The 15,673-nt window shown below is 68.3% G+C and carries 16 protein-coding genes; 15 read left to right on the top strand and 1 reads right to left on the bottom strand.

Annotated elements, in window-relative coordinates; all coding sequences use genetic code 11:
* Nucleotides 1-189: 189 nt before the first annotated feature.
* The 15 genes from J2X38_RS00160 (at nt 190) to J2X38_RS00090 (ending at nt 15,345) form a co-directional block, all read left to right on the top strand.
* Entirely contained in the window at nt 190-1,920 is a 1,731-nt protein-coding gene (locus J2X38_RS00160) for a VirD2 family relaxase/mobilization nuclease (protein ID WP_043090879.1), read from the top strand.
* A gap of 54 nt (nt 1,921-1,974) precedes the next feature.
* Complete coding sequence (locus J2X38_RS00155) at nt 1,975-2,979, top strand: hypothetical protein (protein WP_043090873.1); 1,005 nt, start codon at nt 1,975-1,977, stop codon at nt 2,977-2,979.
* Between the two features lie 161 nt (nt 2,980-3,140).
* On the top strand, nt 3,141-5,171 hold the full coding sequence (locus J2X38_RS00150) for a conjugal transfer protein TraG (RefSeq protein WP_310249834.1): 2,031 nt from the start codon (nt 3,141-3,143) through the stop codon (nt 5,169-5,171).
* Nucleotides 5,168-5,587, top strand: a complete 420-nt coding sequence (locus J2X38_RS00145) for a CopG family ribbon-helix-helix protein (RefSeq protein WP_017502704.1) — start codon at nt 5,168-5,170, stop codon at nt 5,585-5,587. The genes J2X38_RS00150 and J2X38_RS00145 overlap by 4 nt, the downstream gene beginning before the upstream one ends.
* A 140-nt stretch (nt 5,588-5,727) precedes the next feature.
* A complete protein-coding gene (gene trbB, locus J2X38_RS00140) occupies nt 5,728-6,714 on the top strand; it encodes a P-type conjugative transfer ATPase TrbB (protein ID WP_043090870.1) in 987 nt (328 codons plus the stop codon).
* Nucleotides 6,711-7,046 (top strand): TrbC/VirB2 family protein, encoded by a 336-nt coding sequence (locus J2X38_RS00135; RefSeq protein ID WP_007406001.1) that lies wholly within the window; start codon nt 6,711-6,713, stop codon nt 7,044-7,046. Before trbB ends, J2X38_RS00135 begins: the two co-directional genes overlap by 4 nt.
* On the top strand, nt 7,043-7,324 hold the full coding sequence (locus tag J2X38_RS00130) for a VirB3 family type IV secretion system protein (RefSeq protein ID WP_007405996.1): 282 nt from the start codon (nt 7,043-7,045) through the stop codon (nt 7,322-7,324). The genes J2X38_RS00135 and J2X38_RS00130 overlap by 4 nt, the downstream gene beginning before the upstream one ends.
* Nucleotides 7,321-9,810, top strand: coding sequence for a conjugal transfer protein TrbE (gene trbE, locus J2X38_RS00125; protein ID WP_026109713.1), 2,490 nt, complete (start codon nt 7,321-7,323; stop codon nt 9,808-9,810). Before J2X38_RS00130 ends, trbE begins: the two co-directional genes overlap by 4 nt.
* Nucleotides 9,807-10,523, top strand: a complete 717-nt coding sequence (gene trbJ, locus J2X38_RS00120) for a P-type conjugative transfer protein TrbJ (protein WP_017503598.1) — start codon at nt 9,807-9,809, stop codon at nt 10,521-10,523. The genes trbE and trbJ overlap by 4 nt, the downstream gene beginning before the upstream one ends.
* 8 nt (nt 10,524-10,531) lie before the next feature.
* Nucleotides 10,532-10,834 (top strand): putative entry exclusion protein TrbK-alt, encoded by a 303-nt coding sequence (gene trbK-alt / locus J2X38_RS00115; protein WP_017503599.1) that lies wholly within the window; start codon nt 10,532-10,534, stop codon nt 10,832-10,834.
* Entirely contained in the window at nt 10,831-12,216 is a 1,386-nt protein-coding gene (trbL, locus tag J2X38_RS00110; protein WP_048938181.1) for a P-type conjugative transfer protein TrbL, read from the top strand. The genes trbK-alt and trbL overlap by 4 nt, the downstream gene beginning before the upstream one ends.
* Before the next feature lie 6 nt (nt 12,217-12,222).
* Entirely contained in the window at nt 12,223-12,906 is a 684-nt protein-coding gene (gene trbF / locus J2X38_RS00105) for a conjugal transfer protein TrbF (RefSeq protein ID WP_012049883.1), read from the top strand.
* Nucleotides 12,903-13,910, top strand: coding sequence for a P-type conjugative transfer protein TrbG (trbG, locus tag J2X38_RS00100; protein WP_017502077.1), 1,008 nt, complete (start codon nt 12,903-12,905; stop codon nt 13,908-13,910). The genes trbF and trbG overlap by 4 nt, the downstream gene beginning before the upstream one ends.
* On the top strand, nt 13,907-15,127 hold the full coding sequence (locus tag J2X38_RS00095) for a TrbI/VirB10 family protein (RefSeq protein ID WP_017502076.1): 1,221 nt from the start codon (nt 13,907-13,909) through the stop codon (nt 15,125-15,127). Before trbG ends, J2X38_RS00095 begins: the two co-directional genes overlap by 4 nt.
* On the top strand, nt 15,124-15,345 hold the full coding sequence (locus J2X38_RS00090) for a DUF2274 domain-containing protein (RefSeq protein WP_017502075.1): 222 nt from the start codon (nt 15,124-15,126) through the stop codon (nt 15,343-15,345). The genes J2X38_RS00095 and J2X38_RS00090 overlap by 4 nt, the downstream gene beginning before the upstream one ends.
* Before the next feature lie 17 nt (nt 15,346-15,362).
* On the opposite strand, the gene J2X38_RS00085 is transcribed toward J2X38_RS00090, so the two are convergent.
* Entirely contained in the window at nt 15,363-15,671 is a 309-nt protein-coding gene (locus J2X38_RS00085) for a hypothetical protein (protein WP_017502074.1), read from the bottom strand.
* Nucleotides 15,672-15,673 lie beyond the last annotated feature (2 nt).

Here is a 15,673-nt window from a genome sequence, read left to right as displayed (position 1 = left end):
TCTGAAGGGGGAAGGTCGAGGGCAAGATAAAGGGCGGCAATGTGCGGAGCCCTTGCGCCTCGGTTGTGGCCTTGATTCTCAAGGCTTTCGGGCATTGCTGCGCAATGTGTGCGGAAATCCCGCACTGTGCGGCGCTGGCTGGAAACCAGCAGCGCGCAGGGTTTGCCGCACATTGCGGCCTGTCCCGGCATGAGCCGCGACGACGATTTCCGCCTCCGGCCAGGCCGTATCCGCTCGCGCGGTAGCCAGCGGGCGCTGCCGATCATCGTCCAGGCGCTCGCCGCCGCGCAGCGGGCCGGCGGCCATGTCTCGCGCCGCGGCCGGATCGTCGCGCCGGGCCGCTCGACCTTCGGCCGGGGCCGCGTGGCGAGCGTCCGCGCGACCCACCGGCTCGGCCACCGATCGCGCCAGGTTATCGTCAAGGCGCGCGTGGTCCGGCATGGCGGTCGGGCCTCGCTCGCCGCCCATCTCAATTATCTGCAACGCGATGGCGTCACCCGCGACGGCGAGCGGGGCGTGCTGTTCGGCGCCGAAGCGGACGGACTCGATCGCAATGAGTTCGCCGCGCGCTGCGAGGACGACCGGCATCATTTTCGCTTCATCGTGTCGCCGGAGGATGCGGACCAGATGCGCGACCTCAAGGGATTCACCCGCGAGCTGATGACGCGGATGGAGGCGGACCTCGGCACGCGCCTCGACTGGCGCGCGGTCGAGCATTGGAACACCGGTAATCCGCACGTCCATATCATCGTGCGCGGCGTCGGCGAGGATGGGCAGAACCTTGTCATCTCGCGCGACTATATCCGCGAGGGGATGCGGGCGCAGGCGCGCGAGATCGTCACCCAGGAACTCGGCCTGCGCAGCGACCTCGACATCCGGCAATCGCTGGAGCGGCAGGTCGAGGCCGAACGCTGGACCGAGATCGACCGCGATCTGTCGCGGACCATGCAGCGCGACGGGTTGATCGACATGGCGCCCGAGCCCGGCGTGCGGCCGGACGGCGACCATGCGCTGAGGATGGGCCGGCTGCGCAAGCTGGAGCGGCTGGGCCTCGCCAGCGAGATCGCGCCCGGCCAGTGGACGCTAGCGGGAGATGCCCAGGCGGCGCTGCGCGAGCTGGGCGAGCGCGACGACATCATCAAGCGGATGCACAAAGCGATGACCGATCGTGGCATCGACCGGGGCGCCGCCAGCTATGTTCTCGACGCCGATCCCGCCCAGCCCGTTATCGGCAGGCTGGTCGATCGCGGGCTGCACGACGAGTTGACCGGCGGCGCCTATGCGATCGTGGACGGGATCGACGGACGCACCCACCACGTCCGCTTTTCCGACATCGAGGCGACCGGCGATTGCAAGCCCGGCGCGATCGTCGAGCTGCGCCATTTCGAGGACCGCAAGGGGCGGCAGCGGGTGGCGCTCGCCGTGCGCTCGGACGCGGATTTGTCCGCGCAGGTCCACGCGCCGGGGGCCACATGGCTCGACCGCCGTAACCTTTCGAGCGACGGCCGTGACCTTGGCGGCGGTTTCGGGACCGAGGTGCGTGCCGCAATGGAAGCGCGCGCCGAGCATCTCGCCGACGAAGGGTTGGCGCGGCGGCAGGGACAGCGGATTATCTTTGCACGCAATCTGCTCGACACGCTCCGCCGCCGCGAACTGGACGCGGCCGCCAAGGACTTGTCGGCCGAGATCGGCCTGCCGCACGCGCCGTCCAAGGCCGGCGAATATGTCGCCGGCACGGTGCGCCAGCGCGTCACGCTCGCCTCGGGCCGCTTCGCCATGATCGACAGCGGCCTCAGCTTCCAGCTCGTGCCCTGGTCCCCGTCGCTCGACCGGCAGATCGGCAAGCACATCTCCGGCGTCATGCGGGGCAATGGCGGGGTGGATTGGTCGTTCGGACGCGGCCGGGGGCTGGGCCTTTAGTGGAAGCGTCGCTGGAAGATTGATCGTAATCGCAGTAACCGGCATACGGATCAAATGGCGAACACGACGGACAATGCGTGCAAATTTCTCGAAAGCCTTCAACGCTTCGATCTGTCGATGCTGCTGCGGCATTGCCTGGCGTCCGTCGAACAACTCGAAACCGCGCTAGATTGGTTTTCCGACTTGGAAGACGAAGCAATCATCGTGCGCGCGCCGAACCCGATCGCCGAAGCGTTGCGATCGTTGTCGCAACAGGATCGGAAGCGGATCGCCGAAGCTATTTTGAGCGCGCAGCAAGCCAGCAGGCAACACGAAGATATTCGTGTCGAAACGCTAGACGCCCCTAACGCAACCGGCGCGGCAGCGTTGCTATCGGAATTGCTGATCCATCGTGCAATGATGATCGACGTTGCAACCGGCGGCGCGCGTATTCAGGACGTTGACGACTATTACCGGGCGCGAGAAGTCCGCATCCGACAAGCGATCCCAGAAGGCGTCACATACGACAACCCGCACGTCGATCTGTGGGCATGGTATCGTCATTGGAGCGCGGAGCTGCCGCAATACAAGGATCGGCGTTTCTATGTCCGCCAGCTATTCGGTGCCGCAATCGAAGCCATCGCAAAGCGATCGTCGCTGCCATCGGAACCGCGCGAGGCGACAGGATGGGAGCGGGTTGATCGCGCATTGTCCAAGGCGCGAACGCAACTTGAAACCGCATCCGCCGAAGAAGATTGGCAAGCGATCGGCCTGCTATGCCGCGAAGTCATCATATCGCTGGCGCAGGCAGTCTATGATCCCACAATACACGAATCGTTAGACGGCGTTCGGCCAAGCGAAACCGATGCAAACCGGATGCTTGAAGCATATATAGCGCACGTCTTTCCCGGTGCGAGTAACAAGGAAGTCCGGGCGCATCATCGCGCATCGTTGGCGTTGGCGCTGAACCTTCAACATCGCCGAACCGCAACCCGGCAACTCGCAGCCCTTTGCGTCGAAGCGACCGCATCCACAACCGCAGTCGTGTCGATCATTGCGCGCGCAAGCCCGGATCAATGATCGTAGCGCGTAACTCGAAAGCGGCCAGTCAGGTCTAGGAATAGGCTGGCATAGTTGAACGACAAGGCGAAAATACGCCATTCCCTGTATTTCTACGCTAGGCTTTCCTCCATAATAGCAGCGACTTGATTTGATGTCCGGTACGCATCGACTTCGGTGCCATGTCGGCAACCAAAATCCTTTGGGGTCAGGTCTTCGCGGTCTTCCTGATCGTGCTCGCCGCCCTGTGGACCGCGACGCAATGGACGGCCGCGGCGCTCGCCTATCAGCCCGAGCTTGGGGCGCCCTGGTTCATGCTCGGCGACTGGCCGATCTATCCGCCGCCGGCCTTCTTCTGGTGGTGGTTCTCCTTCGACGCCTATGCGCCGGAGGTATTCCAGACCGGCGCGTTCATCGCCGTGTCGGGCGGGTTCGCCGCGATCGTCGTCGCCATCGGCATGTCGGTCTGGCGTGCGCGCGAGCTGAAGAACGCCGAGACCTATGGCTCGGCCCGCTGGGCGTCGCGCAGGGAGATCGCCGCCGCCGGGCTGCTCGGGCCGAACGGCGTCATGCTCGGGCGGCTCGGGCGCGACTATCTGCGGCATGACGGTCCCGAGCATGTGCTGTGCTTCGCGCCGACCCGATCCGGCAAAGGCGTGGGGCTGGTGGTGCCGACGCTGCTCACCTGGCCGGGCTCAGCCATTGTCCATGACATCAAAGGGGAGAATTGGCAGCTCACCGCCGGCTTTCGCGCCCGGCACGCGCGGGTGCTGCTGTTCGATCCGACCAACGGCGCGTCGGCCGCCTACAACCCCCTGCTCGAAATCCGCAAGGGCGCCTGGGAAGTGCGCGACGTGCAGAACGTCGCCGACGTGCTGGTGGACCCGGAAGGTTCGCTGGAGAAGCGCAACCACTGGGAGAAGACCTCCCATGCCCTACTGGTCGGCACGATCCTCCATGTCCTCTACGCCGAGGCCGACAAGACGCTGGCGGGCGTCGCCGCCTTCCTGTCCGATCCCCGCCGCCCGATCGAGAGCACGCTATGGGCGATGATGACGACGCCGCATTTGGGGGAGGCCGGCGTCCATCCCGTCGTCGCCTCGGCCGCGCGCGAGCTGCTCAACAAATCGGCCAACGAGCGATCGGGCGTGCTCTCGACCGCCATGTCGTTCCTCGGCCTCTATCGCGATCCCGTCGTCGCGCAGGTCACGCGCACCTGCGAATGGCGCATCAAGGATCTGGTCGAGGGCGAGCTGCCGGTCACGCTCTACCTCGTCGTGCCGCCCAGCGACATCTCACGCACCAAGCCGCTCATTCGCCTCATCCTCAACCAGATCGGGCGCCGGCTCACTGAGGACCTGAAGGCGCGGCAATCGCGCCACCGGCTGCTGTTGATGCTCGACGAGTTTCCGGCGCTCGGCCGACTCGACTTCTTCGAGAGCGCGCTGGCGTTCATGGCCGGCTACGGCATCCAGAGCTTCCTCATCGCCCAGAGCCTCAACCAGATCGAGAAGGCTTACGGGCCGAACAACGCGATCCTCGACAATTGCCATGTGCGCGTGAGCTTCGCCACCAACGACGAGCGCACCGCCAAGCGCATCTCGGACGCGCTCGGCACCGCGACCGAGATGCGGGCGATGAAGAACTACGCCGGCCACCGGCTTTCGCCCTGGCTCGGGCATTTGATGGTGTCGCGCTCTGAGACCGCCCGCCAACTCCTCACCCCCGGCGAGATCATGCAGCTACCGCCCGACGACGAGATCGTCATGGTCGCGGGCATCCCGCCGATCCGGGCAAAGAAGGCCCGCTACTTCAAGGACCGGCGGTTCACGCAGCGGGTGATGTCGCCGCCTGACATGAATGTCGGAGGCGGCCCGCCGCGCCCCGACGACTGGAGCGGCCTGGCGCCGATCGAGGCGCCGCCGATGCCCGAGCCGATCGAGCATGAATCGCCCAAGAAGCCGATGAAGAAAAAGGCCGCCAAGAAGGCGGGTGCTGAGGACGATGCCGCGAACGGGGACCTGCGCCGCGAGCCGGCGCTGGAGCCCCACATCGACATCGCGCCGACGCCCCGGCCCGCGCCCGCCAACGAGTTCGAGCTGGACGAGCCGGACCCCGATAGCGATGCGGCGCGGCAGGCGACGGTGCGCCGCCAGATGCAGCGCGTGGCCCGGCAGGCGTCGCTCGATCCCGAGGACGGCATCGAGCTATGAGCACCAAGACGCCGCTGTCGGTCTATCTTGACCCCGAGCTGATGCGCGCGCTCGCCGCCTATGCCGACCGCAGGGACAAGTCCCGGTCGCTGATCGCCGAGGCGGCCATCGCATCCTTCCTGTCGCCCGACGCCGACGAGCAGCGCGAGGCCGCCATCGCCAAGCGTCTCGACAAGCTGGACCGCCGCATCACCCGGCTGGAGCGCGACACGGGGATCGGTGTCGAGATGATCGCGCTGTTCGTGCGCTTCTGGCTGTCGAACACTCCGCCGCCGCCCGAGAGCGAGCGGGCCGCGATGCGTCGCCAGGGCGGCGACCGCTACGACGCCTTCATGGATGCGCTCGGCCGCCGACTCGCGAAGGGTTCGAAGGTCAGGCAAGAAATTGGCGAGGACTTTCCGCTCCAAGAAGAATGAGCTGGATACGCCAGTTATTGTCTTTCTACGCCAGACTACGACAATCGCATTTACTTGTTGAAGTACGCCATTTTCTATCTCTCTTGATGCGCCCCTGACGCCGGGCGGCGGTTCGCCCGGCCCTCATCAGGGGCTTTTTCTTGACCGTCCATCCGATCCGTTCCGAGGCGAAGACACGCGGCGCGCGGATGCTGCGCACGGCGCTCGGCCCGTCGATCGCGGCCTGGCTCGACGATGCCGCCGTCATCGAGGTGATGCTGAACCCGGACGGCCGGCTGTGGGTCGATCGGCTCGGCGAAGGCATCAGCGACACCGGCATGACGCTGGCCGCCGCGGACGGCGAGCGCATCGTTCGCCTGGTCGCGCACCATGTCGGCGTCGAGGTTCACGCCCGCTCCCCGCGCGTCTCGGCCGAGCTGCCCGAAGGAGGGGAGCGGTTCGAGGGGTTGCTGCCCCCCGTCGTCGTCGCGCCCGCCTTCGCGATCCGCAAGCCGGCCGTCGCCGTCTTCACGCTCGACGACTATGCGGCGGCGGGGATCATGTCGCCGGCCGAGGCCGCGGCGCTGCGCGATGGCGTCGCCGCCCGCGCCAACATCCTCGTCGCGGGCGGCACAGGCAGCGGCAAGACCACGCTGGTCAACGCGCTCCTGGCCGAAGTCGCCAAGACCGCCGACCGCATCGTCCTGATCGAAGACACGCGCGAGCTTCAGTGCGCCGCGCCGAACCTCGTCGCCATGCGGACCAAGGATGGCGTCGTCACGCTGTCCGATCTCGTGCGGTCCAGCCTGCGGCTGCGCCCCGACCGCATCCCCATCGGCGAGGTGCGCGGCGCCGAGGCGCTCGACCTCCTCAAAGCCTGGGGCACCGGCCACCCCGGCGGCATCGGCACCATCCACGCCGGGACCGCGCTCGGCGCGCTGCGCCGCATGGAGCAGCTCATCCAGGAGGCCGTGGTCACGGTCCCGCGCGCGCTGCTGGCCGAGACCATCGACCTGATCGCCGTGCTGGTCCGCGACGGGCACGGCCGCCGCCTCGCCGAGCTGGCCCGCGTCGAGGGGATCGACGCTGCGACCGGCGACTACCGCCTGACTCCCCTCGCACCCCCCAACCTCGGAGACGCACCATGATCCATGCCCTTCGGCATGGCGCACGCCGCGCCATGCTCGCCGCCACCGCCAGCGTCATCGCGCTCACCATCTCAGCGCCCGCCCATGCCGGCGGATCGTCGATGCCGTGGGAAGCCCCGCTGCAATCCATCCTCGAAAGTATCGAGGGGCCGGTAGCGAAGATCATCGCGGTCATCATCATCATCGTCACCGGCCTGACCCTGGCGTTCGGCGACACCTCGGGCGGCTTCCGCCGGCTGATCCAGATCGTGTTCGGTCTGTCGATCGCCTTCGCCGCGTCGAGCTTCTTTTTGTCGTTCTTCTCGTTCGGCGGCGGGGCGCTGATCGCATGACGGGCGCGGCCGATCCTGTCGAGCCGATCGCCGGCTATTTTGCGCCGGTCCATCGGGCGCTGACCGAGCCGATCCTGCTCGGCGGCGCCCCGCGCTCGCTCGCCATCGTCAACGGCACGCTGGCGGGCGCGATCGGGCTCGGCCTGCGTCTCTGGATCGCCGGGCTGGTCATCTGGGCGATCGGCCACGCGCTTTCCGTCTGGGCCGCGCGCCGCGACCCGCAGTTCGTGGACGTGGCCCGGCGGCACCTCCGCTATCCGGCGTGGATGCGGCCATGATGGGCCTGCGCGAATACAGGAATCGCGCCGCCCACCTGGCCGACTTCCTGCCCTGGGCCGCGCTGGTCGGCGAGGGCGTCGTTCTCAACAAGGACGGCAGCTTTCAGCGCACGGCGCGTTTCCGTGGCCCCGATCTCGACAGCGCCACACCCGCCGAGCTGGTCGCCACCACCGCGCGGCTCAACAACGCGCTCCGGCGTCTCGGCTCGGGCTGGGCGATCTTTGTCGAGGCGCAGCGCAGTCCCGCGCTCGACTACCCCGATTCCGATTTTCCCGATTCGGTCTCGGCGCTCGTGGACATGGAGCGCCGCGAACAGTTCCGCGAGGAAGGCGCGCATTTCGAGAGCGCCTATTATCTCACCCTGCTGTGGATGCCGCCGGCCGAGGAAGCGGCGCGCGCGGAAGGGTGGCTCTACGAGGGCCGGTCCACCAGCGGCGTCGATCCGTGGGAACTGCTCAAGGGCTTCGCCGACCGCAGCGACCGCGTTCTCAATCTGGTCGAGGGCTTCGTGCCCGAGGTCCGCTGGCTCGATGACGGCGAGACGCTGACCTACCTGCACAGCACCACCTCAACCCGCCGCCAGCGCGTGCGCGTGCCGGAAACTCCGATGCACCTCGACGCGCTACTCGCCGACGAGCCGCTGACCGGCGGGCTCGAACCGAAGCTCGGCGAGCACCATCTGCGCACGCTCACCATCGTCGGCTTCCCGAGCGTGACCTTCCCCGGCCTGCTCGACGAGCTGAACCGGCTCGCCTTCGAGTATCGCTGGTCCACCCGCGCGCTGATGCTCGACAAGACCGACGCGACCAAGCTGCTGACCAGGATCAGGCGGCAATGGTTCGCCAAGCGCAAATCGGTCGCGGCCATCCTCAAGGAAGTCATGACCAACGAGGCGTCCACGCTGCTCGACAGCGACGCCTCGAACAAGGCCGCCGACGCCGACACCGCCTTGCAAGAGCTGGGCTCCGACTATGCCGGCATGGCCTATGTCACCGCGACGGTGACGGTGTGGGACGGCGATCCCGCCATTGCGGCCGAGAAGCTGCGGCTGGTCGAGAAGGTCATCCAGGGCCGCGACTTCACCGTGATCCCCGAGGGGATGAACGCGATCGAGGCATGGCTGGGGAGCCTGCCCGGCCACACCTACGCCAACGTCCGGCAACCGCCGATCTCCACCATCAATCTCGCCCATCTGATCCCCCTGTCAGCAGTATGGGCGGGGCCGGAACGGGACGAGCACTTCGGACAACCCCCCTTGCTCTATGGCAGGACCGAAGGCTCGACCCCGTTCCGGTTTTCCCTTCACCCCGATGGCAGCGATGTCGGCCACACGCTGATCGTCGGCCCGACCGGCGCGGGCAAGTCGGTGCTGCTCGCGCTAATGGCGATGCAGTTCCGCCGCTACGAGAACGCCCAGGTCTTCGCGTTCGACTTCGGTGGCTCGATCCGCGCCGCCACGCTGGCGGCGGGCGGAGACTGGCAGGATCTCGGGCTGTCCGACGACGGCGACGGCAGCGTCCAGCTACAGCCGCTCGCCCGTATCGACGATCCGGCCGAGCGCGCATGGGCGGCCGAATGGCTGGCGGCGATCCTCGCCAGCGAAGGCGTCCCCGTCGATCCGCAGGCCAAGGAGCATCTGTGGTCGGCGCTCGGCTCCCTTGCCAGTGCGCCCGTGCCGGAACGCACGCTGACCGGGCTCGCGGTTCTGCTCCAGAGCCAGCAGCTCAAGCAGGCGCTCGCCCCCTATTGCCTTGGTGGACCGTGGGGCCGGCTGCTCGATGCCGAGGTCGAACGGCTCGGCGAAGCGTCGGTGCAGGCGTTCGAGACGGAGGGCCTGGTTGGCGGCGGATCAGCCGCCTCCGTCCTGTCCTACCTGTTCCACCGGATCGAAGGCCGGCTGGACGGCTCGCCGACGCTCATCATCATCGACGAGGGCTGGCTGGTTCTCGACACCCCCGACTTCGCAGCCCAGCTCCGCGAATGGCTTAAGACCTTGCGGAAGAAGAACGCCAGCGTCGTTTTCGCCACGCAGAGCCTGGCCGACATCGAAACCTCTAACATCGCGCCGGCCATCATCGAGAGCTGCCCGACGCGCATCTTCCTGCCGAACGAGCGCGCCGCCGAGCCGCAGATCGCCGCCATCTACGAACGGTTCGGCCTCAACGCTCGCCAGATCGAAATCCTCAGCCGGGCCACGCCCAAGCGCGACTATTACTGCCAGTCGCGGCGCGGCAACCGGCTGTTCGAGCTGGGGCTAGGCGAGGTCGCGTTGGCCTTCGCCGCCGCGTCTTCCAAGACCGATCAGCTCCGCATCGCCGAACTGGTCGAGACCCACGGCCGCGAGCGCTTCGCCGCCGAATGGCTGCGCCATCGCGGCCTGGCCTGGGCGGTCGATCTTCTTCCCGAACCCCAACTCGATCCGCTGGCCGGTCGCCGGGAAGATGCCGGCCAGCTCCCCCTTGCCTTGAAGGACACGACCCCATGAAACCCAATATCCTGCGCCGCGCCATGCTGGCCGGCGCCATCGCCACATCGAGCATGATCGGCATCACCGCCGCCACGCCGGCGCACGCTCAGTTCGGCGGGATCGTCTATGACCCGACCAATTATGCGCAGAACGTGCTGACGGCCGCGCGGTCGCTCCAGCAGGTCAACAACCAGATTCAGCAAATCCAGCAGCAGGCGACCAGTCTCGTCAACGAGGCGCGCAACCTGGCTTCGCTGCCGTTCAGCTCGCTCCAGCAGTTGCAGCAGCAGGTGCAGCGCACCCAGCAGCTTCTCGGCGAGGCGCAGCGCATCGCTTATGACGTGCAGAACGTCCAGCAGGTGTTCAACGGCCGCTACAAGGGCGCGGCGCTCACCGGCACCCACGCGCAGATGGTCGCCAACGCCAATGCCCGCTGGGAGGATAGCGTCGGCGCCTTTCAGGATGCCTTGCAGGTGCAGGCCGGCGTCGTCGGCAACATCGAAGGCGCCCGCACGACGATGTACAGCCTGGTCTCGGCCAGCCAGTCGGCGACCGGCGCGCTCCAGGCGACGCAGGCGGGCAACGAGCTCCTCGCGCTGCAATCGCAGCAGCTCGCCGACCTCACCGCCGCGGTCGCGGCGCAGGGCCGGGCGCAGGCGCTGCAATCCGCCCGCCAGGCGGCCGAGGAGGCCGAAGGGCGCGAGCGGTTCCGCCGCTTCATGGGCAACTGAGACGCCCGATGTCGCGCACGGCGAAGATCGCAGGGGTGGCGGCGCTGGCCGGGCTGATGATGACGGTGGCGATCGTCGCCGCCGTCCAGCCCGATGAGCCTGCGCCCGCGCCCCCGCTCTTCCTGCCGGCGGACGAAGGCCAGGCCAGGCTCGCCCGCGAGCTGGATCGCTGCGCCTCGCTCACCAAGCCGGATAGTGGCTGCGAGGCGGCCTGGGCCGTCAACCGCCGCCGCTTCTTCCGCCAGGACGAGCCCCCGCCCGAGATCGAGCGCGGCAGCGACACGGCGCCGGATGAAGGCACCCGGCCATGAACGACACCGGCGTTATCGACAATTTCCTCAACATCTTCACCGGCTACATCGACTCAGGCTTCGGCCTGCTCGGCGGCGAGGTCGCGTTCCTCTCGACCACGCTGATCGCCATCGACGTAACGCTCGCCGGCCTGTTCTGGGCCTGGGGCGCGGACGAGGACGTGCTTCAGCGCCTCGTCAAGAAGACGCTCTACATCGGCACCTTCGCTTTCATCATCGGCAATTTCTCGCTGCTCGCGACCATCGTGTTCGAGAGCTTCGCCGGGCTCGGCCTCCAGGCCAGCGGCGGGGCGATGACGATCGACGAGTTCATGAAGCCCGGCACGATCGCGGCGAAGGGGCTCGAAGCCGCCAAGCCGCTGCTCGATGCGGCGGGCCAGTTCTCCAGCCTTTGGGCCGTGTTCTCCAACCTCGCGCTGATCCTCGTGCTGCTGCTCGCCTGGGTGATCGTGGTGCTCGCCTTCTTCATCATCGCCGTGCAGGTCTTCATCACGCTGATCGAGTTCAAGCTGGTGACGCTGGCCGGCTTCGTCCTGCTGCCCTTCGCCTTCTTCAACAAGACCGCCTTCATGGCCGAGAAGGTGCTGGGCCATGTCGTCTCGACCGGCATCAAGGTGCTGGTGCTCGCCGTCATCACCGGCATCGGCACCACCTTGTTCAGCCAGTTCACCGGCGCTGCCCTCGGCCCCGCGCCCGACATCAATCAGGTCATGGCCATCGCGCTTGCCGCGCTGTCGCTGCTGGGCCTGTCGATCTTCGGCCCCAGCATTGCGAACGGCATCGTCTCGGGCGGCCCGCAGCTCGGCGCGGGTACGGCGGCCGGGACCGCGCTGGCGGCAGGCGGCGCGCTGATCGGAGGCGCCGCCGCCGCACGCCTTGGCGTGGGCGCGGCCGGGTCCGCAGTCGGTGCGGCCGGCCGGATGACCGGCGCCGCCGCGCGTGGTGGCGCTCAGATGGCAGGCGGTGCCACCAGCGCCTACAGCCTCGGCTCGTTCGGCAAGAGCGGTGCAGGCGCTGTTGCGGGCGGCATGGCCGCTGTCGGCCAAGCGGCGGCGGGAAGCGCGGCGAACGCCGTCCTTTCGCCCTTGCGCAAGGCGGCCGCCAAGGGCGGCGAGGCGATCAAGTCCAATTTCCGCTCCGGCGCCCGTGCCGGATTCACCGCAACCGGCGGCACGATCACCGGCGGGCCGGCATCCGCCGCCCCGGCGGCTGCAACCGCTGGCGGTTCCGCGTCGGCCGGCGCATCCGCCCAGCCTGAATGGGCCGCCGCGATGAAACGCCGCCAGGCCGTCAGCCACGGCGCGACCGTCCTCGCCCACACCATGAAGGCTGGCGACAGCCACGGCGGCGGCGCCGGTCCCGACATCAAAGAGAAGGACTGACCTCCCATGTTCCGACGCCCCACCATCCGCTACGGCCAGACGCCCGAACCCACGACACCCTATCAGCGCGCAGCCCAGCAATGGGACGACCGCATCGGCTCCGCGCGCGTGCAGGCGAAGAACTGGCGCCTCGCCTTCTTCGGCGCGCTGGCGCTCTCGGGCGGCCTTTCCGCCGGTCTCGTCTGGCAATCGGCGCGTGGGCATATCGTGCCCTGGGTGGTGCAGGTCGATCGGCTCGGCGAGGCCCAGGCCGTCGCCCCCGCCGAGGCGGGCTATCGCCCGACCGATCCGCAAATTGCGTTCCATCTCGCCCGCTTCATCGAGCAGGTCAGGGCGATCCCGGCCGATCCGGTGATCGTCCGCCAGAACTGGCTGCGCGCCTACGACTTCACGACCGATCGGGGCGCGGTGGCGCTCAACGACTACGCCCGCGCCAACGACCCCTTCGCCAATGTCGGCCGGGTGCAGGTCGCGGTGGACGTGTCGAGCGTGATCCGGGCATCGCCCGACAGCTTCCGCGTCGCCTGGACCGAGCGCCGCTATCAGGACGGCAGCCTTGCCGCCACCGAACGCTGGTCGGCGATCCTCACCATCGTCGTGCAGCCGCCGCGCACCCCCGACGCCCTGCGCAAGAATCCGCTCGGCGTCTTCGTCAACGCTTTGAATTGGTCAAGGGAGCTGTCGCAATGACGCACACGCCATTTCGCCGTTCCGCCTCGGCGGTCCTGCTTGTCTCCGCCACCGCGCTCGCCGGCTGCGCCACCACATCGGCGAAGCCGCCCGCGATTCGCTATGATGATCCGCCGCGCGAGATCGCGGCGACGCCGGCCGCGGAACCGCTCCGCGCCGTCGAGGTGGTGACGATCCCCGAACCCCTGCCGCTCCCCGGCCAATTGAAGCCGGTCGCGGCCGGGGCAGCGACTTCCGAGCCCGCCGATCCGCGCCGCCGTGTCGGGGCCGCCAACGCGGCCGCCCGCGTGCAGCCGGTGCGCGACGGTTTCCTCAACGCCATCCAGCAATATCCCTGGACGGACGGCGCGCTCTATCAGGTCTATGCCGCGCCCGGCCAGGTGACGGACATCGCGCTTCAGGAAGGCGAGCAGCTCGTGGGGCCCGGGCCGGTCGCGGCCGGCGACACCGTGCGCTGGATCATCGGCGACACGGTGAGCGGCAGCGGCGCGACGGCGCGCGTGCATATCCTGGCGAAGCCAACACGCCCCGACATTTCCACGAACCTCGTCATCAATACCGACCGGCGCACCTATCACATCGAATTGCGCGCGACCGCATCGACATACATGGCCTCGGTCTCATGGACCTATCCGCAGGACCAGCTCATCGCGCTGCGCGGCGCCAATGCCGCCGCTGCCCCCGTCGCGACCGGCCTCGACCTCGCGGCGCTCAACTTCCGCTACCGGATCGAGGGCGACCGCGTGCCGTGGAAGCCGGTTCGCGCCTTCGATGATGCAGCCCAAGTGTTCATCGAGTTTCCGGCCGGGATCTCGCAGGGCGAGATGCCGCCGCTGTTCGTGACCGGCGCGGCCGGCGATGCCGAGTTAGTTAATTACCGCGTGCAGGGCCGCTACATGGTGGTGGACCGGCTGTTCGCCGCCGCCGAGCTGCGCCTGGGCGACCGGCGCGGCGAGCAGCGCGTCCGCATCGTGCGCGACAATGGGCGCAGGGGGCGGCCGTGACCGATCCCGCCGACAATTCCCCGCCCGAGGCGGCCGCACCGCAAGCGCCGCGCCCCGATCCGCAAGCCTTCCAGCTTCGCGGCAACCCGCCGCGCGTCATGCGCCTGTCGCGCAAGGCGCTGGCCGCCCTCGGCGTCGTCGCCGGCCTCGGGATCGGCGGCTCACTGATCTATGCGCTCAAGCCGGCCGGCGAGAAGGAGGCCAAGGAGCTTTACAACACCGACAGCCGCGCCACGTCCGAGACCATCACGTCGGGACCGCGCGACTATAGCCAAGCGCCGAAACTCGGCCCGCCGCTTCCCGGCGACCTCGGCGGCCCGATCGTCTCGGCCCAGCAGCGCGGGGAGAATGTCCAGGTCCCGCCGGTCGGCGCCCAGCCCGATCCGCGCGCGCAGGCTGAGGAAGCCGCCCGCCAGCGCGCGCAGCAGGAGCGCGACGCCGCCCGCATGAGCGGCGTGTTCTTGGGTGGCAGCAGCGCCGGGGCCGCTGCGATGCCGTCTTTGCCGAACCTCGCGACGGCAGCGCCTGGTGCTCCTGCCTCACCGCAACCTGCCGAGACGGCGCAGGGCGACCAGGCCGCCAAGCGAGCCTTCTTGGCGCAGGCGTCTAATCAGCGGACGGTCAGCGTCGAACGCCTCGTGGCGCCGGCCTCGCCCAACATCGTGCAGGCCGGCAGCATCATCCCTGCCGCGCTCATCACCGGCATCCGTTCGGACCTTCCCGGCCAGATCACCGCCCAGGTAACGGCAAACGTCTATGACAGCCCTACGGGCCGCATCCTGCTCATCCCGCAGGGCACGCGGCTGATCGGCGAATATGACAGCGAGATCGCCGCCGGGCAGGCGCGCGTGCTGCTGGCATGGGATCGGCTGATATTGCCGGACGGCCGCTCGATCGTTCTCGAGCGCCAGCCCGGCGCTGATGCGGCCGGATATGCTGGCCTACAGGATCGCGTAAACCAGCATTGGGGCAATCTGCTGAAAGCCGCCGCCGTTTCGACACTGCTCGGCGTCGGCGCCGAATTGGGCGCGGATAGCGAGGACGAACTTACTCGCGCACTGCGTCGCGGCTCGCAGGACACCATCAACCAGACCGGCCAGCAGATCGTGCGTCGGCAGCTCAATGTGCAGCCGACGCTCACCATCCGGCCGGGGCATCCGTTGCGCGTGGTCATCACGCGCGACCTGGTGCTTGAACCGATCGGAGCGACACGATGACGAAATTGAAGTTGGGGCCGCTGGCCGACGATCGGCCGGTCAAGCTCTCCGTGGAGCTGCCCGCCGCCGTGCATCGCGATCTCGTCGCCTATGCCGCCGCGCTCGCAGCCGAGACCGGGGGAGCGCCGGTCCCGCCCGACAAGCTGGTCGCGCCGATGCTCGCCCGGTTCATGGAAACCGACCGCGCCTTTCGCCGGCACCGCGCGCAGGGGAAGTGAGAGCGCGCCGCCTGCCGTCAGTTGCCCATGAACTTCTTGAAGCGGTCGCGGCCTTCCGCCTCGATCACGGCCTGCTCGGCATTGGCGCACTCGCTGCCCCGCACCGAGCCTTCCGCGCATTGCCCCACGATCTCCCGTGCTTCATCGAGATGCGCCGCGAAATACTGCGTCCCGCGCGGTTCGGCCGGCTCCGGTGCGGCGGGGGCCGGACTCGCGAGGGCCGGCGCACGCTCGACGGGCATGATCACCGGGCGCAGCACGAAGCCCACGCCGAATCCGATGACCAGCGCGACCAGCACGATGAAGAGTGTCTTGCTTCGTGTCATGG

The organism is Sphingopyxis sp. BE235 (assembly GCF_031457175.1).
In the GTDB taxonomy this organism is placed as follows: Bacteria; Pseudomonadota; Alphaproteobacteria; order Sphingomonadales; family Sphingomonadaceae; genus Sphingopyxis.
Note: the sequence above shows the minus strand (reverse complement) of the source record. Positions and strands in the feature narration are given on the sequence as shown.

Excerpts from the sequence above, each read along its gene's own strand:
- J2X38_RS00150 (WP_310249834.1), top strand. The coding sequence starts at position 3,141 with ATGTCGGCAACCAAAATCCTTTGGGGTCAGGTCTTCGCGGTCTTCCTG.
- trbL (WP_048938181.1), top strand. The coding sequence starts at position 10,831 with ATGAACGACACCGGCGTTATCGACAATTTCCTCAACATCTTCACCGGC.
- J2X38_RS00090 (WP_017502075.1), top strand. The coding sequence starts at position 15,124 with ATGACGAAATTGAAGTTGGGGCCGCTGGCCGACGATCGGCCGGTCAAG.
- J2X38_RS00160 (WP_043090879.1), top strand. The coding sequence starts at position 190 with ATGAGCCGCGACGACGATTTCCGCCTCCGGCCAGGCCGTATCCGCTCG.
- J2X38_RS00135 (WP_007406001.1), top strand. The coding sequence starts at position 6,711 with ATGATCCATGCCCTTCGGCATGGCGCACGCCGCGCCATGCTCGCCGCC.
- J2X38_RS00130 (WP_007405996.1), top strand. The coding sequence starts at position 7,043 with ATGACGGGCGCGGCCGATCCTGTCGAGCCGATCGCCGGCTATTTTGCG.
- J2X38_RS00145 (WP_017502704.1), top strand. The coding sequence starts at position 5,168 with ATGAGCACCAAGACGCCGCTGTCGGTCTATCTTGACCCCGAGCTGATG.
- trbE (WP_026109713.1), top strand. The coding sequence starts at position 7,321 with ATGATGGGCCTGCGCGAATACAGGAATCGCGCCGCCCACCTGGCCGAC.
- J2X38_RS00085 (WP_017502074.1), bottom strand. The coding sequence starts at position 15,671 with ATGACACGAAGCAAGACACTCTTCATCGTGCTGGTCGCGCTGGTCATC.
- trbJ (WP_017503598.1), top strand. The coding sequence starts at position 9,807 with ATGAAACCCAATATCCTGCGCCGCGCCATGCTGGCCGGCGCCATCGCC.
- trbK-alt (WP_017503599.1), top strand. The coding sequence starts at position 10,532 with ATGTCGCGCACGGCGAAGATCGCAGGGGTGGCGGCGCTGGCCGGGCTG.
- trbG (WP_017502077.1), top strand. The coding sequence starts at position 12,903 with ATGACGCACACGCCATTTCGCCGTTCCGCCTCGGCGGTCCTGCTTGTC.
- J2X38_RS00155 (WP_043090873.1), top strand. The coding sequence starts at position 1,975 with ATGGCGAACACGACGGACAATGCGTGCAAATTTCTCGAAAGCCTTCAA.
- trbF (WP_012049883.1), top strand. The coding sequence starts at position 12,223 with ATGTTCCGACGCCCCACCATCCGCTACGGCCAGACGCCCGAACCCACG.